20 protein-coding genes and 1 tRNA gene are annotated in these 24,957 nt (G+C 40.4%); 12 read left to right on the forward strand and 9 right to left on the reverse strand.

Annotated features, from left to right (window positions below):
• Positions 1 to 145 precede the first annotated feature (145 nt).
• On the forward strand, positions 146 to 1,408 hold the full coding sequence (locus H5232_RS03120; protein ID WP_182830550.1) for an outer membrane protein transport protein: 1,263 nt from the start codon (positions 146 to 148) through the stop codon (positions 1,406 to 1,408).
• 97 nt (positions 1,409 to 1,505) lie between these two features.
• Here H5232_RS03120 and H5232_RS03125 read toward each other — a convergent pair whose 3' ends face one another.
• From H5232_RS03125 to pepA, 3 genes are all read right to left on the reverse strand, one after another.
• On the reverse strand, positions 1,506 to 4,361 hold the full coding sequence (locus tag H5232_RS03125; protein WP_182830551.1) for a valine--tRNA ligase: 2,856 nt from the start codon (positions 4,359 to 4,361) through the stop codon (positions 1,506 to 1,508).
• Positions 4,362 to 4,421: 60 nt separating this feature from the next.
• Positions 4,422 to 4,868: a DNA polymerase III subunit chi gene (locus H5232_RS03130; protein WP_145234983.1), complete on the reverse strand. Its 447-nt coding sequence runs from the start codon at positions 4,866 to 4,868 to the stop codon at positions 4,422 to 4,424.
• 175 nt (positions 4,869 to 5,043) lie between these two features.
• A complete protein-coding gene (gene pepA, locus H5232_RS03135; RefSeq protein WP_145234985.1) occupies positions 5,044 to 6,555 on the reverse strand; it encodes a leucyl aminopeptidase in 1,512 nt (503 codons plus the stop codon).
• Positions 6,556 to 6,819: 264 nt separating this feature from the next.
• Between pepA and lptF the strand changes: the two genes are divergently transcribed.
• Together lptF and lptG are read left to right on the forward strand one after the other, a co-directional pair.
• Positions 6,820 to 7,932, forward strand: a complete 1,113-nt coding sequence (lptF, locus tag H5232_RS03140) for an LPS export ABC transporter permease LptF (RefSeq protein ID WP_149981256.1) — start codon at positions 6,820 to 6,822, stop codon at positions 7,930 to 7,932.
• The gene (gene lptG / locus H5232_RS03145) at positions 7,929 to 8,996 is read left to right on the forward strand and encodes an LPS export ABC transporter permease LptG (RefSeq protein WP_182719465.1); all 1,068 of its coding nucleotides are present in this window, start codon (positions 7,929 to 7,931) and stop codon (positions 8,994 to 8,996) included. The genes lptF and lptG overlap by 4 nt, the downstream gene beginning before the upstream one ends.
• 32 nt (positions 8,997 to 9,028) lie before the next feature.
• Here lptG and H5232_RS03150 read toward each other — a convergent pair whose 3' ends face one another.
• Entirely contained in the window at positions 9,029 to 9,523 is a 495-nt protein-coding gene (locus H5232_RS03150) for an RDD family protein (protein WP_182719466.1), read from the reverse strand.
• Between the two features lie 261 nt (positions 9,524 to 9,784).
• On the opposite strand from H5232_RS03150, the gene H5232_RS03155 reads away from it, so the two are divergent.
• A tRNA-Leu gene (locus tag H5232_RS03155) sits at positions 9,785 to 9,869 on the forward strand.
• 133 nt (positions 9,870 to 10,002) lie between these two features.
• On the opposite strand, the gene H5232_RS03160 is transcribed toward H5232_RS03155, so the two are convergent.
• The 4 genes from H5232_RS03160 to H5232_RS03175 form a co-directional block, all read right to left on the reverse strand.
• Complete coding sequence (locus H5232_RS03160) at positions 10,003 to 11,907, reverse strand: hypothetical protein (RefSeq protein ID WP_182830552.1); 1,905 nt, start codon at positions 11,905 to 11,907, stop codon at positions 10,003 to 10,005.
• A 430-nt stretch (positions 11,908 to 12,337) separates the two neighbouring features.
• Positions 12,338 to 12,721: a DUF1842 domain-containing protein gene (locus H5232_RS03165; protein WP_182719468.1), complete on the reverse strand. Its 384-nt coding sequence runs from the start codon at positions 12,719 to 12,721 to the stop codon at positions 12,338 to 12,340.
• Between the two features lie 227 nt (positions 12,722 to 12,948).
• The gene (locus H5232_RS03170; protein WP_259398571.1) at positions 12,949 to 14,244 is read right to left on the reverse strand and encodes a PAS domain-containing sensor histidine kinase; all 1,296 of its coding nucleotides are present in this window, start codon (positions 14,242 to 14,244) and stop codon (positions 12,949 to 12,951) included.
• Positions 14,241 to 15,590, reverse strand: a complete 1,350-nt coding sequence (locus tag H5232_RS03175; RefSeq protein ID WP_145234997.1) for a sigma-54 dependent transcriptional regulator — start codon at positions 15,588 to 15,590, stop codon at positions 14,241 to 14,243. The genes H5232_RS03170 and H5232_RS03175 overlap by 4 nt, the downstream gene beginning before the upstream one ends.
• Positions 15,591 to 15,934: 344 nt before the next feature.
• Between H5232_RS03175 and H5232_RS03180 the strand changes: the two genes are divergently transcribed.
• The 8 genes from H5232_RS03180 (at position 15,935) to H5232_RS24695 (ending at position 24,856) form a co-directional block, all read left to right on the forward strand.
• Positions 15,935 to 17,185, forward strand: coding sequence for an HlyD family secretion protein (locus H5232_RS03180; RefSeq protein ID WP_145235000.1), 1,251 nt, complete (start codon positions 15,935 to 15,937; stop codon positions 17,183 to 17,185).
• A 17-nt stretch (positions 17,186 to 17,202) separates the two neighbouring features.
• Complete coding sequence (locus tag H5232_RS03185; protein ID WP_182740878.1) at positions 17,203 to 17,940, forward strand: ABC transporter ATP-binding protein; 738 nt, start codon at positions 17,203 to 17,205, stop codon at positions 17,938 to 17,940.
• A gap of 87 nt (positions 17,941 to 18,027) precedes the next feature.
• On the forward strand, positions 18,028 to 20,463 hold the full coding sequence (locus tag H5232_RS03190; protein WP_182794634.1) for an ABC transporter permease: 2,436 nt from the start codon (positions 18,028 to 18,030) through the stop codon (positions 20,461 to 20,463).
• Between the two features lie 187 nt (positions 20,464 to 20,650).
• Complete coding sequence (locus H5232_RS03195; protein ID WP_182761168.1) at positions 20,651 to 21,112, forward strand: GNAT family N-acetyltransferase; 462 nt, start codon at positions 20,651 to 20,653, stop codon at positions 21,110 to 21,112.
• 334 nt (positions 21,113 to 21,446) lie between these two features.
• Positions 21,447 to 21,998 carry a cytochrome b gene (locus tag H5232_RS03200; protein WP_182830553.1) on the forward strand — a complete coding sequence of 184 codons (552 nt, stop codon included), beginning with the start codon at positions 21,447 to 21,449 and terminating at the stop codon, positions 21,996 to 21,998.
• Positions 21,999 to 22,361: 363 nt separating this feature from the next.
• Positions 22,362 to 24,134: an ATP-binding protein gene (locus H5232_RS03205; RefSeq protein ID WP_182830554.1), complete on the forward strand. Its 1,773-nt coding sequence runs from the start codon at positions 22,362 to 22,364 to the stop codon at positions 24,132 to 24,134.
• Positions 24,135 to 24,260: 126 nt separating this feature from the next.
• Positions 24,261 to 24,566 carry an N-acetylmuramoyl-L-alanine amidase gene (locus tag H5232_RS23910; protein WP_220496044.1) on the forward strand — a complete coding sequence of 102 codons (306 nt, stop codon included), beginning with the start codon at positions 24,261 to 24,263 and terminating at the stop codon, positions 24,564 to 24,566.
• Positions 24,494 to 24,856 (forward strand): N-acetylmuramoyl-L-alanine amidase, encoded by a 363-nt coding sequence (locus H5232_RS24695; protein WP_220496045.1) that lies wholly within the window; start codon positions 24,494 to 24,496, stop codon positions 24,854 to 24,856. Before H5232_RS23910 ends, H5232_RS24695 begins: the two co-directional genes overlap by 73 nt.
• 5 nt (positions 24,857 to 24,861) lie before the next feature.
• Here the strand turns inward: H5232_RS24695 and H5232_RS24700 are convergent.
• The coding region (locus H5232_RS24700) for an IS3 family transposase (RefSeq protein ID WP_404936146.1) at positions 24,862 to 24,957 on the reverse strand (96 nt) is incomplete at its 5' end.

The following is a 24,957-nucleotide window of genomic DNA, read 5'->3' on the forward strand; positions in this document are numbered from 1 at the left end:
ATGGTTTTTATGGGGTTTTTTAACGCTTTGTTACAGTTTTTTATTTAAAAGTAAGGTACTGTGCTAAGGTTTTGAAGTAACTTACTCCTAATAATTAGAGACAACACATGGGAACCCAAGCATTTTGTTTGGTTAAGGAAACACAATGAAATTTACAAAAACTTTAATTGCAGCATCATTTGCTGTTATGTCTGCAGATACGTTTGCAGCGGCTTTCCAGCTTGCAGAGCAAAATGCCTCTGGCTTAGGGCGTGCATATGCTGGTGAAGCAGCCGTGGCTGATGATGCCTCTGTAGTTGCGCGTAACCCAGCTCTTATGTCTGTATTTAAAGAGCAGCAGCTAAGTATTGCAGGTATTGCTGTCATTCCAGATGTCAGCCTTCGTGGCACTGAAGCTAGTAATCAATCAGTTAACCCTGGTCAACTAAACGACAGCAGTATTGCGCCAGCCGCTTTTGTTCCTGCAGGTTATTTTGTAATGCCTATCGATGACAAGTTTGCTGTTGGTTTTGGTGCGTTTTCAAATTTTGGTTTATCAACTGAATTTGAAGCAGATTACCCTGCAGGCCAGCTTGCTGGTGAAACAGAGATTGTTACTGTAAATATGAACGTAAGTGGTTCATACAAAATCAATGAGCAATTTAGTGTTGGCCTTGGCTTAAACTATGTTTATGCAGATGCGAAAATCATTCGTAATTTTGGTGCCAATCCATTAGGTTTACCAGCACAAACTCAAGCAGTACATTTAGAAGGCGATGATACAGGCTTTGGTTGGAACTTAGGAGCTAGCTATCAGATTGATGAAAATAGTCGCTTTGGTTTTAACTATCGTAGCGAGACAGATATCACATTTGATGGCGAGTTTTCTAACCAATTACCTGCACAAATCGGTGGCCTAGCTGGCGTAAGTGTACCTGGAAGTGTTGAAATCACTCTCCCTGCGATTGCTGAGTTTTCTGGTACACACCAGTTAGATGAGAAAACAGGCTTACACTACAGTGTATTATGGACTGGTTGGGATAGTTTCCAAAAGCTAGAAGCTTATGTTCCAGGCAAAGATACACCTGTATTCTCTAAAGATGAGCACTTCTCAAACTCAATGCGTTACTCAATCGGTGGCGATTATCAGTTTAACGATGCTGTACTATTACGTGCTGGTATTGCTTATGATGAATCACCAGCCGATCAAAAACACCTGTCAATTTCTATCCCTGATACTGACCGTTTTTGGTACTCGTTTGGTGTTAACTACACCATGAGCGAACAAGCAAACCTAGATATTGGTATGAGTATTCTCCGTGGTAAAACACAAAACTTTACTGAATCTGATGGCTTAGGTCAGCAGTGGGGCTTTGAATCAAAAGGCCATGCATACTTATTTGGTGCGCAGTATAACTACACGTTTTAATTTGTAGGCGCGGGTTTATCCCGCGCAAATAAAAAGCCGCGTTATTTATTAACGCGGCTTTTTTTGTGTCTAGCTGTGCGGGGTTCCCCGCATCTAGTTACAAGCTTTCGATCTTGGCTTTTTGCTCAAGTAGTTTTGCTTTCGCATCTGAGAACTCTGCAAGCTTCTCATTTTCTTTAGCAAGGACTGCTTCAGGTGCATTGTTAACAAACTTTTCGTTTGCTAGTTTATTTTGCACTTGAGCTAGGCCTTTTTCGGCTTTTTCAAGCTGCTTAGCAATGCGTGCAAGTTCGGCGTCAACATCGATTAGACCTGCCATTGGGATCATGATCTCAAGGTTACCAACATAAGATGTTGCACATGCAGGTGCGTCATCTTTGTTATCAAGCAGCGTAAATTCTTCAATTTTAGCAAGTGATGCTAAGAAAGATTTATTTTCTTCAATACGACGTACATCATCCGCAGATGCATTTGCTAGTAATACTGATAACGGCTTGCTTGGGCTAATATCCATTTCACCACGAATGTTACGAATAGCTAAAATGAATTGCTTAACCCACTCTAAATCATCCATTGCTTTTGCATCAACGTTAGCTTCATTGTAAACAGGGAAGGCTTGTACCATGATACTAGTGTTCGCTGTTTCAAGACCTGCCAGTGGCGCAACACGTTGCCAAATCGTTTCGGTAATGTATGGCATCATTGGGTGCATTAAGCGCAGTAGGCTTTCAAGCACAGTGATCAGTGTATGACGCGTACCACGTTGTTGTGCTTCATTGCCTTTGAATAATACAGGCTTTGTCAGCTCTAAGTACCAATCGCAAAATTGGTTCCAAGTGAACTCATAAAGCGTATTTGCTGCAAGGTCAAAACGGTAGTTATCTAAGTGCTCAGTATAGGTTTTAACAGTTGCTTCAAATTGGCCTAAGATCCAACGATCAGCAAGTGAATACTCTTTAACTGCATCATTTGTAAAGCCACAATCTTGCTCTTCGGTGTTCATTAGTACATAACGGCTGGCGTTCCATAACTTATTACAGAAGTTGCGGTAACCTTCAAGGCGGTTCATATCCCAGTTGATGTCACGACCAGTTGATGCCATTGCCGCTAAAGTAAAGCGCAGTGCATCTGTACCGTGGGCTTCAATGCCGTTATCAAAGGTTTTACGAGTATCTTTTTCGATTTTATTAGCAACTTTTTCTTGCATCAGGTTACTGGTGCGTTTTGTTACTAAGCTTTCAAGGTCGATACCGTCAATCATATCGATTGGATCAAGTACGTTACCTTTAGATTTTGACATTTTATCGCCATTTTCATCGCGAATAAGACCCGTAACGTAAACCGTTTTAAAGGGCACTTGTGGCTTGCCGTTATCATCTTTGATGAAATGCATGGTCATCATGATCATGCGCGCTACCCAGAAGAAGATAATATCAAAACCAGTTACCAATACGTCAGACGGGTGGAAAGTTTTCAAATCATCTGTGTTCGCAGGCCAGCCTTGGGTTGAAAAAGTCCAAAGTGCTGATGAGAACCAGGTATCGAGTACATCTTCGTCTTGGCTAAGTGTTACGCTATCAGCAATGTTGTTTTCACGACGTACTTCTGCTTCATCACGGCCAACAAAAACGTTGCCTTCGCTGTCGTACCAAGCTGGAATGCGGTGACCCCACCACAGCTGGCGCGAAATACACCAATCTTGTACGTCGTTCATCCACGAGAAATACATGTTCTCGTATTGCTTAGGTACAAATTGAATATCGCCATTTTTTACTGCGTCTTTTGCAGGCTCAGCCAGTGGTGCAACACGTACATACCATTGGTCAGTAAGTAGCGGTTCAATAACCACACCAGAGCGGTCGCCGTAAGGTACGGTTAGAGCGTGATCTTCAATCTTTTCAAGTAGGCCTAACTGTTCAAATTCAGCCACAATTGCTTTACGTGCATCGAAGCGGTCAAGACCATGCAGGCGCTCAGGAATTGGTGCATCAAACTCAAGCTCTTTACCATCAAAGGTGTACGTTTCGCCTTGACTTAGAATTGCGGCATCTTTATCGAAGATATTGATCAACGGCATTTGATGACGTTTACCAACTTCGTTATCGTTAAAGTCGTGTGCTGGCGTGATTTTTACACAACCAGTGCCTTTGTCTTTATCGGCATGTTCATCAGCAACAATTTTAATTCGACGATTAACAATCGGCAGTAAAATCTCTTTACCGATCAAGTCTTGATAGCGTTCGTCATCTGGGTTTACTGCAACACCTGAGTCACCAAGCATGGTCTCTGGGCGAGTCGTTGCCACTACAATGTAGTTTTTACCGTCTTGGGTTGTAACACCATCAGCCAATGGGTAACGTAGGTGCCACATGTGGCCTTGTTTGTCTTTGTTTTCAACTTCAAGATCAGAGATAGCCGTGTGTAGCTTTGGATCCCAGTTTACTAGGCGCTTACCACGATAAATTAAATCTTCTTTGTGTAAGCGTACAAACACTTCTTTAACTGCTTCTGATAAGCCGTCATCCATTGTGAAACGTTCACGATCCCAGTCAACCGATGCGCCAAGGCGACGAAGTTGTTTTGTGATAGTCCCGCCAGATTGTTCTTTCCACTGCCAAATTTTGTCGATGAAAGCTTCACGGCCTAAGTCGTGGCGTGTTTTACCTTCTTCAGCAGAGAGTTTACGTTCAACCAGCATTTGCGTAGCAATACCTGCGTGGTCAGTACCTACTTGCCATAATGTGTTATTACCTTGCATACGTTTAAAACGCGTTAAGGTATCCATAATGGTGTCTTGGAAAGCGTGGCCCATGTGTAAGCTACCAGTGACATTGGGTGGCGGGATCATAATTGAATATGCATCGCCTTTACCTGATGGTTTGAAGTAGCCTTTTTGTTCCCAGTCTTGGTATAACGACTGTTCAATATCTTGCGGATTGTAGGTTTTATCCATTACACAGAACCTTAAATAAGTACTTAAATGAGTTAGTTAGCTATTTATACAAAAGGTATGTTAGCTATTAATATCTTGCGTGGTGATATTAGCACCGAGTTGGCGTAGCTTTTTAAAGCGCTCACGGGCAGCTTGTTTAGCAGTGGCTTCAACGGGCACAAAATCAAAAACTTGGTTAAACCGACGAATAAAGTCCGGCAATTGTGCAGCCAAGTTAATTAAAACTTTACGATTACCGACTGGCGGGGTAGTACCTATTTCAACGGGCGCACCACCTTTTGGACCTTCACCTTGGAGATTGTGAGGCACAAAACTGTCGGGGTCGAATGACCAAATAGTTTCATCAATGGCATGGGCAATTTCAAGATCATCAACGTAAATAAAGATACGATGACCAAGACGATACTGTTCAGCAGCAATATCAGCCGCTAAGCTAAAGTGATCATCAGCCTTGGCTAATGACTCATCTTGTTGCTTTAGAACGAAAAACTGGGCGTTCATGCTCATTGTATCGGGGCTTCCCACAGTATTGAAAATAATACTTAAATCAAAGCAGGGATTTTGCCATATAACGCGTTTTGCTTCAATTAATACGCTAATTTATACGTTAATAAGTGGGGAATAAATAAGGCGCTAAAAAGCGCCTTATTTAAATTTAACAATGTATTGTTAAACGCGGGGTTTAATCTTGGCTGGTTTCGCTTACACCGGCACGGTTGAGTAAATATTGCGTAAGCATTGGCACCGGTCGACCTGTTGCGCCTTTGTTTTTACCACTGCGCCAAGCAGTGCCTGCGATATCTAAATGGGCCCAGTTATACTTTTTAGTAAACTTAGATAAGAAGCATGCTGCTGTTATCGTTCCCGCAGAGCGGCCGCCTAAGTTAGTAAAATCAGCAAATGGGCTTTCTAGTTGATCTTGATAATCATCCCACAGTGGCAACTGCCACGCACGGTCGCCACTTTGCTCAGATGCTTTTAACAAGTCATGTGCCAGTGGGTTGTGGTTAGATAATAACCCCGTTGCATGAGCGCCAAGGGCAACAATACAAGCGCCAGTTAAAGTAGCGACATCAATCACGGTTTCAGGTTCAAAGCGCTCGACATAAGTGAGTGCATCACATAATACTAGGCGGCCTTCAGCGTCGGTATTTAGTACTTCAACTGTTTGCCCTGACATAGTGGTCAAAATATCACCCGGACGATAAGCATTCGAGCTTGGCATGTTTTCACAACCTGCGAGTACACCAATTACGTTAATCGGTAATTGCATTTGCACCAAAGCACGCATTGCGCCAATAACACCGGCTGCACCGCCCATGTCGTATTTCATTTCATCCATGGCTTCGCCTGGTTTGAGTGAAATACCACCTGAGTCAAAGGTTAAACCTTTACCAACTAGCACGATTGGGGCTTGATCTTTCGCGCCGCCTTGGTAGTTAATTACCGACATAATAGATTCGTTATCACTACCACGACCAACTGCTAAGTATGAATTCATACCTAACTCTGCCATTTTATCTTCGCCAATTATATCAACCGTAACGTTGTCAAAGTTAGCTGCAAGTTCTTGCGCTTGTTCACCTAAATATGCAGGATTACATATGTTTGGTGGCATGTTCGCTACGTCTTTACATAACTTACTACCTGCAGCAATCGCTAGGCCATGTTCAATGGCGCTTTCACCAATGGTAAGTTCGCGGCGAGTTGGTACGTTAAACACAATTTTACGCAGCGGGCGACGCGGGTCACTTTTTTTGCTTTTTAATTGGTTAAAGGTATACAAACAGTCTTGGGTGGTTTCGACCGCTTGGCGGACTTTCCAGTAGGTGTCGCGACTTTTAACATGTTGCTCAGTTAAAAAGCATACCGCTTCCATCGACCCAGTTTCATTTAGGGTATTGATAGTTTTTGAAATAATTTGTTTGTATTGTTTGTCGTCTAGCTCGCGCTCTTTACCACAGCCGACCAATAGTATGCGTTCACTTAACACATTGGGTACATGATGCAATAACAGCACTTGTCCCGGCTTGCCTTCAAGGTCGCCGCGACGCAATAAATTAGAGATATAACCATCACTGATTTTATCGAGTTGTTCACCAATGGGGGATAAACGACGTGGCTCATAAACGCCAACTACAATACATGCGCTACGTTGCTTTTCAGGACTACCACTTTTTACGCTAAATTCCATTGTCACTCCTAATTTTGAGTCATTTAACCCTTAAATAAGGGTAATAAAATAAAAATCCAGATACTAGCTTAATATTAGCTTATAAACGCTGACTCATTATGTGTATTTGAACTTTATACTTTTGTAGCCATCAATACCACTAATGCGACAATATATCGAGTTGCTAGGTATGATATTTAATGTTGATGACATATAATAAAACCCTAAGTTTACTCAAATTTTCTTACTCTTGAAGTAAAGCATCATGTTTAACAGGGGCGATCATTGCTAATTTTCCGTTATTTGACCACTGAAGTTTTAAAGTCTCAGGTCGCCGTATTTTTAACTTTGATGACAATTTTTTTGTCGCAAAAGTTTGTCGTTATTCTTGGCGACGCCTCTGAAGGCGGCATTCCTGCTAAGTTAGTGCTGTCAATGATTGCACTAAAGTTACCGCAATTGGCATCATTAATATTACCGCTAAGTATCTTTTTAGGGATTATTCTCGCCTATAGTCGCATTTATGCCGACAGTGAAATGACCGTTCTCAAAGCCTGTGGTGTTAGTGAATGGTACGTAGTGCGTGTAACCTTAGTTTCTAGTGTGGTATTGGCGCTATTGGCAGGAGTACTGACTTTATATATAGCCCCATGGGCGAGTGAGCAAGAATATCAATTGAAAGAACAAGCCAAAGCGGATGCCGGGTTATCAGCGCTGCGGGCTGGGCGCTTTCAACAAACAGGTAACGAAAAAGCGGTGGTGTTTATTCATAACATCGAAAAAGGCGGCAAAGAACTACACAAAGTATTTGTAGCGCAACTACCAGACAGCGAAAAAGATAATCTCGCACGGTTAGTATATGCGCAGCGGGGTGTAGTGATCGAGCAAGAAAGCGGTGAGCAGCAATTGGTGCTCAGTGACGGTAAGCGTTACGAAACCGACGGCAAAACCCCTGCGCTAAATTTAACCGAATTTGATGGCTATAGTGTACAAATCCGTGAGCAAGAAATAGAACATCAACGCCGTAAACTTGAAGCTGTGCCGACCATTGATCTGTTTGCGATGAAAACGACAGATGCGATTGCTCAGTGGCAGTGGCGTCTTGCTATACCGCTTTCTATTCCACTACTTACTTTATTAGCAGTACCGCTGAGTGTCGTTAATCCGCGCCAAGGTAAGTTTGCCAAATTAGTGCCTGCCATCAGCTTGTATTTAGGTTATTTCATCTTATTGAATGCTGCAAAGTTTGCGATTGAGGATGGTAAAATTCCGCCTTCAATTGGCCTGTGGTGGATCCATTTAAGCGCTTTATTTATTGGCGGCTTTTTGATTATCAAAGGGCGACCGCTCGGCGCATGGTTAAAAGCAGTATTAACTAAGCGGGAGTTAGGCGCATGATGAAAACGCTTGATTGGTATTTAGGCCGCAGTGTTTTACAAACCACCGGTTTTGCTTTGATGGTCTTAGTTGGGATCAGTACCCTGATTAAATTTATTGAGCAGCTTAAATCAGTCGGTCGCGGTAGCTATGATATTGGAACTGCTTTGCTATATACCTTATATAGCATGCCTGATGATCTTGTGGTGTTCTTCCCAATGGCCGCTTTAATTGGTGGCTTAACGGGGCTTGGGGCACTTGCATCAAATAGTGAACTGGTGGTGATGCAAGCCGCCGGTATGTCGCGTTTGCAAATTATTCTCTCAGTAATGAAAACCGCAATATTTATGGCGCTTTGTATGATGGCATTAGGCGAGTGGGGCGCACCAGCGACACAACTTAAAGCGAAAGAAATGCGTAATCAAGCAATACATGGTGGTGATGTATTTAACGCTCAGCAAGGTGTATGGGCCAAAGATGGCAATAACTTTATTAATATAGAAGATGTTGACCAAAACGGCGTATTACATGGCGTGAACATGTATCATTTTGATAGTTCACTACAACTTACACAAATTACTAAAGCTCGCGAAGCGGTAGGCCGTAAAGACGGTTGGTTACTTCGAGATGTAAATAAAGTGCAACTCAGTGAAGAGTTGATCAGCACACAGCAGCAAAAAGAAGAGTTTTACGAATCACAACTTACAGCTGAAAAGCTGGGTGTCGTATCGGTAAAACCAGAGTCTCTGTCATTTACAGGGTTGTGGTCATATTTAGGTTATTTGAAACAAAATGAGCAAGATACTAGCACCTACGAGCTTGCTTTATGGCGTAAGATTATGCAGCCAGTATCGATAGCGGTGATGTTATTAGTGGCGCTGTCGTTTATATTTGGCCCACTGCGTACCGTGACGATGGGCGCGCGGATTGTAATGGGTGTAGTAACCGGTATTGCATTTCACCTAACCAATGAAATATTTGGTCCTGTGGTGATGGTGTATCAAATCCCTGCGATAATCGGGGCGACTTTACCAAGCATAATATTTATAGGTTTTGCGACTTACTTGCTTAATAAGCGAAATTGATAACGGGGAGCTAGCAGCCTAGCTCCTCATTGCTAATCTAAAGAACGATAAATTCGTTTGTTTTCTTCTTTTGTTAGCGCAACAACCTCGGTTTTAGACAGGTAATCTTGCAGCGCTCGTTTGTTTTTAAAATCAACTAATACCACTAAATTACCTAAGCCAAGTAATGCGGTTACGCTGCGAATAACGGCTTGTGGCCAACTAATTAGCTTACCATCGCGAGTTTGTACTTTTAAACGCCATGCGCGCATACCAATCGTTTGGCCACTCTTAGTCCAAAAATAGACAAAAAATATAATATTTACACCAACGAATAATGCACTGCGAATACCGTACAGCAATGGAGAGTCCTGAATTAAGGCGGCCGGATCTTCTGTCTGCATAATTAGATCTAAGCCAATTAACCCCTGAATGGCTGCAAAGTAAAGTATGGCAGTAAGCATAGATAGCGAAATCACAACTAAAGAGTCGTAAATTAAAGAGGCAAAGCGACGCCAAAAGCTCGCACGCGGAAATTCAGCAGACATAAACAAACTCACAAAGTTAATATGCGCGCTAGTTTAGCAAATAGCGAGACAAATACTAGCCGCACAGTTAGTAGCTTTTATGAGTGAATGTTAATGGTTGCTCAATTGTTAAGCGGTTGATCGTGGTTTTGTAAAAAACGCTTGCTGCTCCTCTTATTGTTTGTATAATGCATGGCATAGAGACAAAGACAGCTTGATAAGTCCTAGCTCTAAAGTGGTTTTTCTTTATCTTCTCATGTTAGAAGGTTAAAGAAAAATGATGCCAGCGTGATGAAATTGGTATACATGGGGGATTCAAAATCCCCTGCCGCAAGGCGTGCCGGTTCAAGTCCGGCCGCTGGTACCACTTTTAATAACCCTGACCACATTGGTCGGGGTTTTTTTATGCCTGAAATAAAGTGGTCAGTTGTTAGTTTATAGCCATATGATGTGGCAAACGATTAATACCGTATAATCTGCATTAATCGTTTGATTTTTAGTTAATTACTTCTGTATATACAGACGCTATCGCATAGTTTTAAGAATTGAATACTTTGTGTTACTGATTGGGCTATTTTTCCATCTGAGTATTTGTCTTGGTTGCTATGAGACCTTAAAAACCAATAGCCGGCTTTTTCCTTTTTGAAAAGTTTGTAGTTGATCACATCAACTTCTTCAGAATTATCGATACAACTGCTTATTGTTTCATCTTGACTACAAGGAGTTACGAAGCTCATGCTATTGTCTTCTTCAAACTGCCAACGGCCATTAGGGCCAGAAATACCACCGCTATAAACAATGGCTGTACCGTTATCGTGAGGCTCTATAACAGTATGTTTGTTGTTATTTAACAAGTTTAAATCGTTAACATAGAAGGTTTTCATATAATCTTCTTGAGTCGCATTATAGGTAGTATCTGCTTGGGCTAGATTAGCGTAAGAGTAGCTTGATTGTTTTTTGCTGGAGTAAAAATCGTCTATAGTAGCAATGCGATTATCGTAGAGTTTTACATAGCGTACATTTCTAGTTTCAATACCTATGGTGAATTCTAAAGTATCGCCCAAGTTGCTGAACGTAATATCATAAGTAGACTCTTCACCAGTAAGTGCGTTTTTCACTGAGTAATGTCCTGAAGTTTCTGAATCAACCGTGATAGGTGCATTGATTATTTTAAAGGAACTGCCATCAGCTAATTGCACACTTGAATACAATGGAGATAAGCCGAATAACACATCACCCGCTGAAAATTCAGGAACTGGCGCCTCTGCAACACCTCTAAATACTTTATAGGTTTTGCGATCAACAAGCTCTTTTTCAAGCTCAGGCCAATTAGCCGTATCTTGAGATGTTTGAGGGATAAAATGATAGGTGACTTCAAAAACAGCAAAATCATCTAAGCTTGCAATGAGTTCGGCTTGTTTTAATTGAACAGAAAAACTGATTTGTTGATATGAGCCATCAGTATTTTGAAACGTTTTTGTATAGTCTTGCCCAAATATACTATTACCTTTCTCTTCAGGCTCAATAAATTGATATATACCGTCAGTTAGAATTACATTCTCGTGAAATCCAGCTAACTGAGTGTAACCTTCTGCTTTAATCGCTACATTGGCAAAGAAAGTATATTTGAAGCCTTCTTCATTACCTAGTTGGCTTAGTCTAAGTGTTTGCTCTTGGCGTTGATCGCTATAAGTATCAAAACTAAGCGCTTTTTTCTCGCCTTTAATCAGGGTAAGCCAAGTGAATTCGGTTTCACTTATGTACTTTTTAGCTAGGATAGAATTAGCTTTCTTAGCTAAAATCTCGAGAGGTATAAACTTTGAACGCATGCAATTTGCAATGCATTCAAACTCTTGAGTATGCAGTTCAACATCATCTGGGTTATTCCAGTTAAACATAAAGTTGTCACTGTCAATTTTTGCAAAACCTGTTTGGTCAGCTGAAAAATGAAATAGTGAGCTAGAGTCAGCTGTAGTCCACGTGCCGATTAATTCTTTATCTGCAAGTGTAATTGCTTCGCCAGGAAAGTTAACGGCATCATAGTGAACGTCAATACTTAGGTTAAACTGGTTCGACTCTTTACCATCACTAATTGATAGGTCGATTTGATGTTCAGCTATGTCAAAAAGAGTAGGCGAAGCACTGAGCGTTAGTGTATTTTCACTTAGTTCATAGCTTAGCCAATCAGGTTTGTTTATTACAGAGACAGTTACTGTGTCGTTGTCTTTATCGCTTACAGTAAGTGCATGTTCTAAACTAGATCCCGCAGCGAGTTCAAAACTGAACTCACCCGCTATAGTAGGTTTGTTATTTGCTGCTTTTTGTTGTTCTTCAGAGCTACTTCCCCCACCACAGGCAGAAAGTAGTAAGGTTAAAAGGCAGACAGCTGTTGTTTTTAGTTTCATCACTAATTTTCCTTAATATTTTATGCGATTATATCAGATGGTTAACTTGAATGGACCAAACGTAGGTAAAGTTAAGAAGGAAATGCTTTAAGTCATTAAGCGCTTTGTTGAAGATTCTTCTATTGAAGTTTTGCTACTAAAGCTAGTTATATGAATGCCTAGTTAAATGAATACAAAGGCTTAAACAAATGATAAAAAAGTTAGGCAATCCTAATTAAATCATAGCAAAGCAAGTCGACACTGTTTTTCAACGTTTTTATAAACGTGAAGCGGACCAAATTGGTCGGTTTTTTATGCCTGAAATAAAGTGCTAAGCCATAAGCTTTGGCGAGAGCTTGAAGAAGGGTAGTAATGACGCTGCTTGGTGAATTATTAAATGACATTCAACTGGATTGAATGCCATTTAATAGAAAAACTATTTTTAATCAGCTTAGTCGATTAGACTCACTTTGCATTGGTAGGTATTATCACCCACTGAAAAACTGCCTTTGCCATTCCATTGGTTATCAACGCCAAAGCTTGCCGTAAAAGGTGACTGGTAACTACCAATTGCAGGTGGTGGAAAAGACACCACTGCTTGACCTGTTAGCGCGCCAACTTTAGTTACATCATTATAGCCAGTTGCATGCATATGGCCCGATGCGCTAGCGGTGAAATGAGGTGAATGCTGCGTTCCTTCTTGGATGCTGCCATTCGCTCGACCATTTAATGAACCTGTTTTTGGATCTACAGCAAACTGAATTTCCATAGAGCCACCACCAACAACACCAGATTGAAATTGTAATTTAACGAGATATAAGCTTTCATCAGACATTTTCTTGTTCCTTTTGTAGATTGCATTCGCACTGTTATATGGATACTAAGTAACCGAGTGAAATTGTAGAATGACCACCACAAAAGACATATTACAGCGTATTACATGAAGTTGAGTTTGAGGGCGTACAGGTTTTTTTATCGTTGTTTTTTAGAATAGGGGCTGCTTTTACAAAGTATTCGCTGATTAAACTAAATGTTCTTTTTAGTATTTCTTTTCGAAGCTAGCTACACTGGCAATAGTATTGTTGCGACTGCACCTTGGTGTTTTTCTTTATTCGCTAAGCTCAAACTACCATGATGCTGCTCTATCACGTTGCGACAAAAGCTTAGACCAATCCCTTGACCTTGTTGTTTAGTGGTGTAAAACGGCACGAATATGTTATCGGGGTTGGCAAGGCCTTGGCCGTTATCATCAATGGTGATGCAGCTTACTTTTCCTTGCTTATGCACACCTAATGTTACTTTAACGGGCGGGGTGCTTGCTTCGATGGCATTTTTTATTAGATTGATCATGACTTGATGAATAAACGTGCGGTCGGCCTTAAAAGTTGCGGCGTCTGTTACGCAGCTAAATGCAACGTCAGGGTATATTGCGCACACTTGTTTTAAAAATGTGTCGGTGTCTATTGCTACTATATTAAGTGCCAGTGGTTTATTTATATCGCCATAGCGCGTGACAAATTCATTAAGATAATTACAGCGCTCACTTATAACATTAAGTGCTTGTATTTGTCGTGGCTCGGTGAGCTTCACGGCGAGATTTTCAGCCATTGCAGTAACTGGTGTGAGTGAGTTGCGAATTTCGTGACCGAGTACGCGAATAATTTGCTGCCATGCTTGCAGTTGGCTTTCGCGAAGGGCTGAGGTGATGTCGATCATAACAATAAGTTGATGACAGCTGCCTTGCTCTATAAATTCACTGTGGCGTATTTGCCATTGCTGGGCTGTAATAACATCGCTAAATTGCCAATGTGCGTCTTGCTTTGTAAGCCCTAATTGTTCAGCGCTTGCATAGCGTAAGGTTTGCCATTGAGTCTGTTTAAATTCGCTAAACGCATTATTGGCATAACTGAGCTTATTATATTGATCGAGCACCATGATCGGCACATTAAAATGCTCAATTAATTGGTACACCAAAAAAACATGCTGATCGTATCGCGACTTCTTTTTAAATAACTCTTCACTTAACTCAATCAAGCTTTGTTGTAATTGGTGAATACTCCCCGCCTGATAGCTGGGCTTAACGAGCTGGTTATAATCTTCGTTTAAAATGGCATCTAGGTGGGCGTAATTGCGGTTAAAGCTGTTGATCACTTTTTTATAGGTACGAATAAACAGCTTAAGATAAATAGCTAAAAATAGGATTGAGATAACGGCAGAAGTAACAACAGATAAAGCAAAATATTGGCCAATAAAATAGCACCCCAACGCTGCTAAAGTGCTACTAAAAAATGCAAAGCCAATTAAACTGCGTTCCAGCGATGAGTGATAAAGACAACTAAGTGTCATACTGCTTTTCATACGGTAATCCCGTATTTTTCAAGGCGACGATACATAGAAGATTTACCTAAACCTAATAATTTAGCGGCGTTAGGAATATGGCCTTGGGTCTGCTTGAGGGCTAAATCAATTAATTGGCGCTCTGCGTGCTCTAGTGTCATTAGTGGTAATGTGTTATTGATTTGACTGCTGTGCAGGTTTAAGTCATCGGCGGTCAATGTGTCGGTTGTTGCTAACAATATTGCCCGTTCAATCACATGGCTTAGCTCGCGTACATTGCCCGGCCAAGTATAGTGGTTTAATTCCTGTTTAGCGCATTCACTCAATGTAAGTATGGTGCTTGAGTATTTTTTAGCATGTAAATTTATAAAGTGCTCGCACAAAGGCACTATATCTTCAATGCGTTCGCGTAGTGGCGGTATTACAAACTCCAAAGTGTTTATCCGATAGTATAAATCTTCTCTAAACTGGCCTTGTTTTATCAGTGTGGCAATATCGCCATTGGTGGCACTGATCAAGCGTACATTGGTTTTTTTAGTGTGACTCGCGCCAACCATCTCAAACTCTTGGCTTTCGAGTACCCGTAATAATTTTGCTTGTTGTGGTAGTGGTATATTGGCTATTTCGTCTAAAAATAAACTGCCGTTATCGGCCAGTTCAAAGCGGCCAATGCGCTCATTTTTAGCATCAGTAAACGCACCTTTTTTATGACCAAACATTTCGCTTTCAAATAACGATTCAACAATAGCCCCCATATTCACTGCAATAAACGGTTGTGTATGGCGCGTTGACTGCTGATGAAGCCATTGTGCTAATTGGCTCTTACCCGTACCATTTTCACCGGTTAGTAAAATGTTAGCATCGGTTTTAGCCACCTTAGCTAACTGACTTATCAGTTGTTGCATAGCGTGTGACTGATACACAAATGCAGGCGAGGCACGATCGTTAAGCTGTTGCAGCAACTTTTGATTTTGTTTGTTTAACTTTTTAAGTGTGAGTTGCTGATCGAGCAATTTTAATAAGCGCTGGTTTTGCCATGGCTTTTCAATAAAGTCACACGCACCGTGTTGCATAGCGCGAACCGCTAGATCTACGCTCGACCACGCAGTCATTGCGATGACAGGGATATCTAACTGTTGTTTATGTAAGTGCTGTAAAAACGCCAAACCTTCGTCACCTGATGTGGTGTCGCGGGTAAAATTCATATCGAGCAAAATAAGGTCAATCGCTTGGCTATCTTTAACTACTGCTTGCGCGCTAAAAGGTGAGTCGCATTCGAGCACTTGGTAGCCGTTATCTTCTAAAATAAAGCGCGCGCTTAGGCGGATTTCGGGGCTATCTTCAATGATCAAAATAGTGGCAGGCATAAACTTCCAAATAGGTGAATAAGCACAGGTTGATTGTAGCGTATAGCGATTTCTATGCCAGTGATTTTATTTTTGTATTTCAGCTTGTTAGCTATTTAAAGGTGATTTCAGTAGGTGTTCCAGTCCGATTACGGACTGCTTGCGTCCGATTTTGGGTTAGCCTGTCTGTCGAAGTGAAAGCCTTTAACTAGGGCCAGTCTCAAATTGATACTGAGGAGTCCGGTATCGCCGCTCAATAAGAATTTTTAAATAGTACATACTTGTAATTGTTTGTATTTATTGATTTTTAATGTTGGCACGTGTTTCGCTATAGCTTAGATATACAAAGCATAATGCGGTGCAATATGGACATAGTAAAAACAAAAGTAGTCAAGCAGTTATCGCTTTGGCATAAGCTAATTTTATTACTGGCTGTTATTTTAATTGTGGCAGTGATTTATCAGCGCAGCAGTCAAGTAGGTGTGTCAGTATCGCGCAGTAATATTATTATTAGTGATGTACGCCAAGGCGCGCTTGCGATTACGGTTACAGGTTATGGTGAACTTAAATCTGCGCAGCAGCAATTGCTTACGGCAAAAACGTTGGCCACTGTGCAGGCTATTTTATTAAAACCAGGCGCAATAGTGACCAGTGACTCAGTGATTGTGCAGTTAGCCAATCCAGCGCTTGAGCAACAGCTCGAAAATGCGCAGCAAGAACTTAATAAACTCAATGCTAACTTACGCCAGTTAAGATTAAACAATACTCGCGAGTTATTAAACGAGCGCTCTCATGTGGCGCAAAGCCATGCCGCTTACGAAAATGCCAAACTAAAATTAAAAGCTGAAACCAGTTTGGTTGAACAGGGCATAGTCTCAACGCTTAATTATCAGCGTAGCGTGTTAGACGAGCAACAACTTCGCCAGCAATTAGCAATAGCTAAGCAACGTTCAGAGCAACTAAAAGCCGTGCACATAGAATCTGAAAACATTCAGCTTGAGCAAATTAAACAGCAACAAGGGTTAGTAGTTATGGCACAAACACAATTGGCCAATCTATCTGTAGTAGCGGGAATGGATGGGGTATTACAGCGTTTACCGATTGAGCTTGGGCAAAGCGTAAATGCAGGGCAAGAAATTGCGCTTATCGGCTCGGTTGATTCGTTAATTGCAATTATTCAAGTACCACAAAATCAAGTAGATGATATTCGGTTAGGGCAGCTCGCAGAAGTAGATACACGCCGCGGTGTTGTTATGGCAAAGGTGTCACGCATCAGCCCTGTGGTGAGTAATAATACAGTAGAGGTAGAGTTATCGTTGCCTAAAGAGCTCCCTGAAAATGTTCGGCCGCAATTAACCGTCGATGCCAATATTAAGGTCGCACAGCTAAAAGATGTTACTTATATCGAGCGCCCAGCAAACGTAAAACCGCACAGTGTAAGAGATCTGTATCAGGTAAACTCACAGCAGCAAAGCGCACACTTGGTTGATATCAAATTTGGTCGCGAGGCTGGGCGCTTTATCGAAATACTAAGCGGCGCACAGTTAGATCAGCAATTGATTATTTCAGATTTAACCAACCTTACTCGCAGCAATAGCGAAATTCTAATTAACTAATGAACAGGATAAAAATAATGACAGAGCAAAAAATAACGAACACCCAAGCCGATGTCGTATTAGCAATGAAAGGAATTAGTAAGGTATTTGAAACCCAAGAGTTACAAACCTATGCACTGCGTAGTATTGATTTGTGTATTTATCGCGGTGAATACTTGTCGATATCGGGGCCATCTGGCTGTGGTAAATCAACATTACTTTCATTATTGGGTTTACTTGATATGCCAACCAGCGGTGAATATTTAATTGACGGTAAAGACGTCTCTGCACTTTCGCTGAATCAGGCTGCTGAAACTCGCAATGCAAAAATAGGATTTATTTTTCAATCATTTAATTTAATTGATGAGTTAAGTGTGTTCGACAACGTGGCATTACCACTGCGTTATCACCACTGTAAACCAAACAAGCAAATAATTGCTGAAAAAGTAAAAGCGTGCCTTGAAAAAGTAGGGCTTGGGCATCGTATGAGTCATAAACCTAACCAATTATCTGGTGGACAGCAGCAACGCGTGGCGATAGCCCGAGCGCTGGTGACTGAACCGGCAATATTATTAGTTGATGAGCCAACGGGTAATTTAGACTCAAAATCGGGAGATCAAGTTATGCATGTATTAAGTGAGCTACATGCAGCCGGCACCACTATTTGCATGGTGACACATGACCCGCGTTACTGTGATATGGCTACAAGGCAACTAAAGCTATTGGATGGTGAGATGCTAGGGGCTGTGGGTATAAAAGATCAGCTAAGTGCTTAAATAACCTGTTTAGTGAGAGTAAAATGGAATATCCAAAAATAATAAAACGTCAATGGCTATTAAGGGATAACTTAACGGAGTGCCATAATGACTTATAATTTAAAAAATGCATTACTTAATATAACTAATCATAAAGTTTACAGTTTAAGTGTTGTAGCGACGTTAAGTATTGTTTTAGCTGCATTAATTACTGTATTAACACTTGCCTATATTATGCTGTTAAAACCATTGCCATACCCTGAGCAAATGCGGTTAGTAAAAGCTGAATATGCTCAAATAGACCAAACCGGGGCGCTTAATACCCGCGCTTTTAATTACCCTGCACTGATTGATTTATATAAAAATCATAAATTATTTGAGCAAGCTGCGTTGGTGTATTACGGTGAACAACGCCTTGATGATGTAGCGGGCTTACCCATAGTAAACACCTCATTTGTTACCCCTCAGTGGTTTGAAATGTTTGCAATTAAGCTACATTTAGGACGAGGTTTTACGCAAACTGAAGCTCTTGATAGTTTTAACCCCGTTGCCGTTATAAGTTATCGAACATGGCAAAATGACTTTGCCAGTAAAGAAAACATAATAGGTCAAACACTTAGTGTGGGCGCTCAGCAATTCAAAATTATAGGTGTGGCTGCAGCCAACTTTAAATCGCCTGCACTTATCAAAACAGGGCAGGTCACTGACGTATGGTTGCCGTGGGATTATAATTTAACCTCTGCAGAGGCTAAACCATTTTGGTGGAACCGTTACTCGCGCAGCCATTTTGTGGCTAAATTACCAAGCGATGTAAGCATTGAGCAGGCGAGTAAAAGGTTATCGCAGTATGTGGATGATGTATGGCAACAGCATATTACGACCGAAGCATTCTTTGCAGGTTGGCATATCGAACTTGAGCTAAACACCTTGCAAACAGTAATATTAAAAGAGACACCGCAGAATATTTATTGGCTCATTTTAGCTGTAACGGGGTTGGTTATTATTGCCTGTGTAAACATTAGTAACGTGTTTATTGTAAGAACTGCAGCGCGTAAACACACATTAGCACTGAGTGCGGCGCTGGGCGCAACACGGTTTACTTTGTTTAAACAGTTTTGGCTGGAGGTTGCCTTACTAATAGCCTTAGCAAGTATAATAGGCCTTGCGTTAGCGGCGATTTTTTTAGCAACCTTAAGCGATTTTGCCATGGCAATATTACCGCGCGCCAATGAGCTTTCTATTAATGCAGTATCATTCCTTATCACACTGGTTAGCGGCTTAATATTAACGACGCTGTTCGCTTTTTTATGTACGCGAATAGTAAATTACCAACAACTGATAAGTAGTTTAAAGTCAGCAGGAAAAGGGACGACAGTGCAGGTGGGCAAGCGCGTATGGCAAGGCTTGGTCGCTTTTCAAGTAGCTGTAGCGTGTACATTATTGTTTATTAACTTTTTAGTTTTTAGCGTTAATAAAAGTAATATTGACGAGGCTTTCACACTGCCACTTGAGCAATTAACGAGTTTAAAGGTTAATGTAGCAAGCCATGTAGCGGCTGATAGAGACAAAGCAAATCAGCTATTAGAGCAAGTAGCTAACGAGCTTGCTTTACTGCCAGAGGTTAGGCAAGTAAGTCGTTCATCATCACCTATAAACGATAATTTAATTACTTGGTCATTGGTTGAGGTAGCAAGCAATCAAAACGTATTACCTTATGGTAAATCAGTTGATGAGCAGTATTTTTCATTACTTAAACAACCCGTATTACAAGGACGTGGTTTTACAAACGAGGATACTAAAAGTAATGCGAATGTTATTATTATTAATGATGTACTAGCAGAAAAATTATCAAATGATGGTAATGCATTGGGTATGCATTTGAGTTTTGATATAACTTCAGGGCGCGAAAATGATTTAGTAATAATAGGCATAGTTAAAACAATGCTTATACCGGGGAAAACGTCGCTTGAGCCTAAAGCTTATTTGACTCGTGCTGGTTATAATTCATTTATTATCGAGTTTAAAAATGCTCAGCACTTAACAAAAAATACGCTTAACACCTTATTACAATCTATTGATTCAGGCTTATCAGTTCATCAATTAGCGCCATTAAATGCACAGCGCGATACAGCACTGTTTCGTCAATATGTAGTATCGGCGACAACGCTGATGATCATTGCTGCCACTATTGCCTTAACCAGTATTGGTTTGATAGGTATTATGCGCTACTCAGTGTTATTAAGGCGTGCTGAAATTGGTATTCATTTGTGTGTTGGCGCAAAGCCACTGGCATTGTTTTTGTTAGTATTTAAGCAAAATGGCAGCGCAATCGTAACGGGTATAATACTCAGTATTGCGTTATTGCTGGCTTTACAACAACCACTACAACTGATTGCGGATGGAGTACCGCAAATTATGCAGCTTGGTATGTTATTCATGACTTTATTGTTTGTAATTAGCCTTGGCGCACTGGCGTGTTATTTACCTTTAAGTGCCCAGCTAAAGCGCCCTGCAATTTACGGTGTACAAGGATCACAACAGTAAAGTGTGTAGTTTAGGAGGGACTGATTGAGTAAAAGGCTTAAATCAGCTCCTTCAACTAGCTCTTTTAAAAACACTTTATAAAATTTGGCACGTTGATAAGTTAATAATAATTATAAAGATGGTACGGGCTGAATGTTATTATCTGCAGTCTATACAACTAAAAATGCTACAACAGGGATTTCAGTCAATGATTGCAAAGTTAGATAATGCAAATGAGGCAGTCGCAAAGCAAATTTACACCACCTTTCAACGCTCTTATAAAATAGAAGCTGAATTAATAGGTACGCAGAATTTTCCGCCTTTATCGCGCACTGTTAATGATATACACAATTCGCAAACGCTTTTTTATGGATTTTATGACGATACTCAGCTTGCAGGGGTTATTGAACTGGTAATTATCAATGAGCGATTAGAAATTAATAGCTTAACGGTTGACCCAAAGCATTTTAGAAAAGGCATCGCCGATAAGTTAATCCGCTATGCGTTAACTAACTTTATTGAAACAGCATCAACAGCGATAGTTGAAACCGCAGTAGTTAACGAGCCCGCTATTAAGTTATATAAAAAGCATGACTTTGTTGAGTTTAAAAGATGGACGCCCGAACACGGTATTGAAAAGCTGGCCATGCTTCGAACTGGCATTGTTTGATTCAAAAGCCACAGTGTAAAAAACGTTGTAAATTCAATTTCTTTTCAATTATTAGTTTAACTAGCAAATACTTATCGAAAGGTAACCAACGGTTGTTATTTTGTTATGCCAATCACTTAAGTTTATTTTAAGTTTTACTGTTTACGCTTAACCAACCATATTTAAACATGATTTTTGAAATACAAATTTTATGTTTTAGATCACTAAATACTTAGTAACGATAGGTTACTGTATGTGGAGTATTTAATACGTATAAGGGTAGAGGCTACCTTTTCAAGCTCCCAAAACATAAGTGCTAGGTTGATGAGGACGCTACATTTTTTCGAGAGGCATTATGAATTTAAAAAACACAACAACTCATTACAATACGCTTTCCATTGCCTTGCATTGGCTTATGTTCATACTAATTATAGCTGTGTACGCAAGCATTGAACTGCGCGAATTGTTCGACAAAGGGACTACAACCCGAGATGCCTTTAAAATGTGGCATTTTATGCTTGGTTTATCGGTTTTAGCCTTAGTAAGCGTTAGGCTAGTTGCTCGCATAGTAGGTGGTTCGGCTCCTGATATAAAACCAGAGCCAGCTAAGTGGCAAAATAACCTGGCTAAACTAGTGCATATTATGTTGTATGGGTTTATGTTTACTATGCCTATTGCTGGATGGTTAATTTTGAGCATGGCGGGCAAACCAATTCCGTTTTTTGGTCTAGAGCTGCCGCCATTGGCCAGTAAAGATTTAGACTTGGCTAAAACCATCAAAGAGCTGCATGAAACCGCAGGGGAAGTTGGTTATTACTTGATTGGATTACATGCAGCCGCCGCCTTATTCCACCATTATGTTTTATCTGATAATACGGTTGCAAGAATGCGTTTGCCGAAAAAATAACAGCGAATAAAAATTTAAAAAAGGGAGATTCAGTCTCCCTTTTTTAATTTTGCTACTTTTTGTTTGACTGAACGCTATTGCCACTTTGACGAAGTTCGGCTAAGAGTGATAGCCAGACATTGAAATTGACTAAATATAATAGCTAATTAAGTGCTCAAACTGTTGTTTGCGCACATATTCAAGGATATGAGCGGCGCGCGTATATTGTTTCATTTAGCTTTGCTTAAAGATAATAGAAAACTTCGTGATAGCAATATCTTAGCTAATTTGTTAAAACTATATAAAGTAAAAATGAGCGTGGTGGTAGTAGAAAGATCCGCCCTCCGCGCACTATAAAATTGTTAGATTTACAAGGATAATTTTGTGCTACTAAAAGGTTTTGGTTTTTCTGGTTACCGAAGTATTGGTGATGAAATGGTCAGGATAGGGCCGCTTAAAAAAGTCAATTTGATCATTGGCCAGAACAACGTTGGAAAGTCTAACATTGTAAATTTCTTAAATGATCAATATGCCTATTTTGTCGGAAAAGCAAAGAATCAACAAAACTTTGGGCGAAATCAGCAAGAGAATCCTTTTAAAGATATTGATCATCACATATCAAATGCAAGAGCTCAGCATCGCGTATCATTCCCATTGTTTGAGGAGGATATTGATAGCTACATTAATCAGAAATTGCCTGATGAAAGACAACACGCGGCTCATCGGCAGCTCGCAAGAAGGGTTCTGTGTTCAGAGTGCTTTATGCATGATGGAGCGATTTGGTTTACATATAAAGCTGGAAGCCCTAATGGCACGTTCGAGCTGGAGATTAATGCTGATGATGTCTTTCAAGAGCTTAATGAAAGAGAGTGGCAGCAGTTATGGAATGGACTAACTCGACAGACAGGCGGGGGGCTAAGGCAGCATTGGTTGCCAGAGTCACTTAAAGCTCTCGCCTACTTACCCGATTCGATACCTAACGTAGAAGTAATACCTGCGATCAGGAAAATTGGTGGAGTTGGAAGTGAAGCTAATGACTATAGTGGCGAAGGGATAATCGAGAGAATTGCAAAAATTCAAAACCCGCCTCTTGCCCAGCAAAAACTAAAAGAAAAGTTTGTTGCTATTAATTCTTTTATAAAAGAAGTCCTTGAAAATGATACAGCAGAAATTGAAATACCATATGAAAGGAATATGGTACTCATCCATATGGATGGCAAAACACTCCCATTAGAGTCACTAGGCACTGGTGTTCATGAGGTGGTGATTTTGGCAGCGGCAGCAACATTGTTAGAAGAAACAATTCTTTGTGTAGAAGAACCAGAACTCCATCTGCACCCTATTTTGCAGCGAAAGTTGATCAAATACTTGTCAGAAAAAACAGAAAATCAGTATTTCTTTACAACACACTCCGCCCATTTATTAGATGCTGTTGAATCTGAAATATTCCATGTCACACAAGTTGATGGTGTTTCTAGTGTAGAGGCTATTTCGAGCACTAAGCAACGCTCAAATATCTGCAATGATCTTGGTTATAAGGCTTCAGATATATTGCAAGCAAATTGTGTTATTTGGGTAGAGGGGCCATCTGACCGAATATATCTAAACTATTGGCTTGAGGCTCATTCGCCAGATTTAGTTGAGGGTGTTCATTATTCTATTATGTTTTATGGCGGTAGATTGTTCAGCCACTTAACAGCCCTTGATCAAGATATCGAAAATGAAGCGGCTGAAGATTTAATCTCTGTAAGAAAGCTAAATAGAAACACAGTGATAATGTTTGATAGTGATAAAGATAGGCCTCGCGCGCGCATCAATGCTACAAAGCAAAGGTTGAAAGATGAGTTTAATTCAGGTCCTGGATTTGCGTGGGTAACTAAGGGGCGAGAAGTCGAAAATTACTTAGACTTCGATAAAGTTGAAGAAAGTGTTAAAGCTGTTCACCCATCTGCAAGCAACCTAGTAAATAAGGGCGAGTGGGAAAACCTTCTTAAATATAGAAAGCTACGGAGCATAGAGGAAAAGACAGCAAGCAAAGTCAAAGTTGCCCGGCACTATGTCGAAAGCAATTCTGCTGATTTAAATATTTCAGATTTAAGAGAACGTATGGACCAATTGGTGGGGTTTATAAATAGTGCAAATAGCTCCGAAATCTAACAAGTTGCTGCACGCGGAAAAATTACTCGCTGCGCTCCCAATTTTCCGGTGAGCAAGGCGTTAGTTTGTTTTCAAGCTAACATGTAAATTTTGATATTTTATCAACATAATTTAAAAGGAACTTTAATGACAACAGTTACAAATGGAATAATCGTAGATAAGCGCATAACAGCCAAGCGATACAACTCTATTGAGCATGGAAATATTAACAACGTAACATCTATAGTACTTCATCGAACTGCAGGTTCGAGTGCTACTTCATCTCTGAATGGTTATGCAGCGGGGCAAAAAACTGGAGCTCATTTTTTAATTGCTAATGATGGAACAATATACCAAACAGTTAGTTTAGAAAAACTCTGTTGGCATGTTGGCATGTTGGTATCTTATATTCTCGGTGTGCCGACGAAAAATCATGTGAGCCTAAAGAATTAAAAACCGTTAATAGTTTACTTCATCAGAAAGGGTTTTCGTTTTCCAAAAGAGTAAAAAATGTATCTAGGCATGAGTTAGGAAAAGCTTATCCTCTTCGTTATCCTTCAAATAATGACTCATTAGGAATTGAGGTCGTAGGTCGATTTAACAAAGCTACAAATATCTTTGAACGACCAACAAATGAACAATTTAAATCATTGAAGCTATTAGTAGATATATTATTAAAGGAGTTCTCTTTAAATTTAAATAAAGATGTTTACGCACATTGTAATGGTCAACAAATTCTGTAGAGATTCTAAGCGGCATTTTTTAATTCATTATATTTCTGATGTGGCGTCATATAATTAAGCGTAGAATGCCTACGTTTGTAATTGTAAAACTGAATATAATT

The organism is Pseudoalteromonas sp. SG41-5 (assembly GCF_014164495.1).
GTDB classification, from domain to species: Bacteria; Pseudomonadota; Gammaproteobacteria; order Enterobacterales; family Alteromonadaceae; genus Pseudoalteromonas; species Pseudoalteromonas rhizosphaerae.

What these genes read in the sequence shown, in the direction of transcription:
- H5232_RS03120 (WP_182830550.1), top strand. Translation starts at nt 146, where the DNA reads ATGAAATTTACAAAAACTTTAATTGCAGCATCATTTGCTGTTATGTCT.
- H5232_RS03150 (WP_182719466.1), bottom strand. Translation starts at nt 9,523, where the DNA reads ATGTCTGCTGAATTTCCGCGTGCGAGCTTTTGGCGTCGCTTTGCCTCT.
- H5232_RS03180 (WP_145235000.1), top strand. Translation starts at nt 15,935, where the DNA reads ATGGACATAGTAAAAACAAAAGTAGTCAAGCAGTTATCGCTTTGGCAT.
- H5232_RS03175 (WP_145234997.1), bottom strand. Translation starts at nt 15,590, where the DNA reads ATGCCTGCCACTATTTTGATCATTGAAGATAGCCCCGAAATCCGCCTA.
- lptG (WP_182719465.1), top strand. Translation starts at nt 7,929, where the DNA reads ATGATGAAAACGCTTGATTGGTATTTAGGCCGCAGTGTTTTACAAACC.
- H5232_RS03125 (WP_182830551.1), bottom strand. Translation starts at nt 4,361, where the DNA reads ATGGATAAAACCTACAATCCGCAAGATATTGAACAGTCGTTATACCAA.
- H5232_RS03185 (WP_182740878.1), top strand. Translation starts at nt 17,203, where the DNA reads ATGACAGAGCAAAAAATAACGAACACCCAAGCCGATGTCGTATTAGCA.
- H5232_RS23910 (WP_220496044.1), top strand. Translation starts at nt 24,261, where the DNA reads ATGACAACAGTTACAAATGGAATAATCGTAGATAAGCGCATAACAGCC.
- H5232_RS03170 (WP_259398571.1), bottom strand. Translation starts at nt 14,244, where the DNA reads ATGAAAAGCAGTATGACACTTAGTTGTCTTTATCACTCATCGCTGGAA.
- H5232_RS03165 (WP_182719468.1), bottom strand. Translation starts at nt 12,721, where the DNA reads ATGTCTGATGAAAGCTTATATCTCGTTAAATTACAATTTCAATCTGGT.
- H5232_RS03130 (WP_145234983.1), bottom strand. Translation starts at nt 4,868, where the DNA reads ATGAGCATGAACGCCCAGTTTTTCGTTCTAAAGCAACAAGATGAGTCA.
- pepA (WP_145234985.1), bottom strand. Translation starts at nt 6,555, where the DNA reads ATGGAATTTAGCGTAAAAAGTGGTAGTCCTGAAAAGCAACGTAGCGCA.
- H5232_RS03190 (WP_182794634.1), top strand. Translation starts at nt 18,028, where the DNA reads ATGACTTATAATTTAAAAAATGCATTACTTAATATAACTAATCATAAA.
- H5232_RS03160 (WP_182830552.1), bottom strand. Translation starts at nt 11,907, where the DNA reads ATGAAACTAAAAACAACAGCTGTCTGCCTTTTAACCTTACTACTTTCT.
- H5232_RS03195 (WP_182761168.1), top strand. Translation starts at nt 20,651, where the DNA reads ATGATTGCAAAGTTAGATAATGCAAATGAGGCAGTCGCAAAGCAAATT.
- H5232_RS03200 (WP_182830553.1), top strand. Translation starts at nt 21,447, where the DNA reads ATGAATTTAAAAAACACAACAACTCATTACAATACGCTTTCCATTGCC.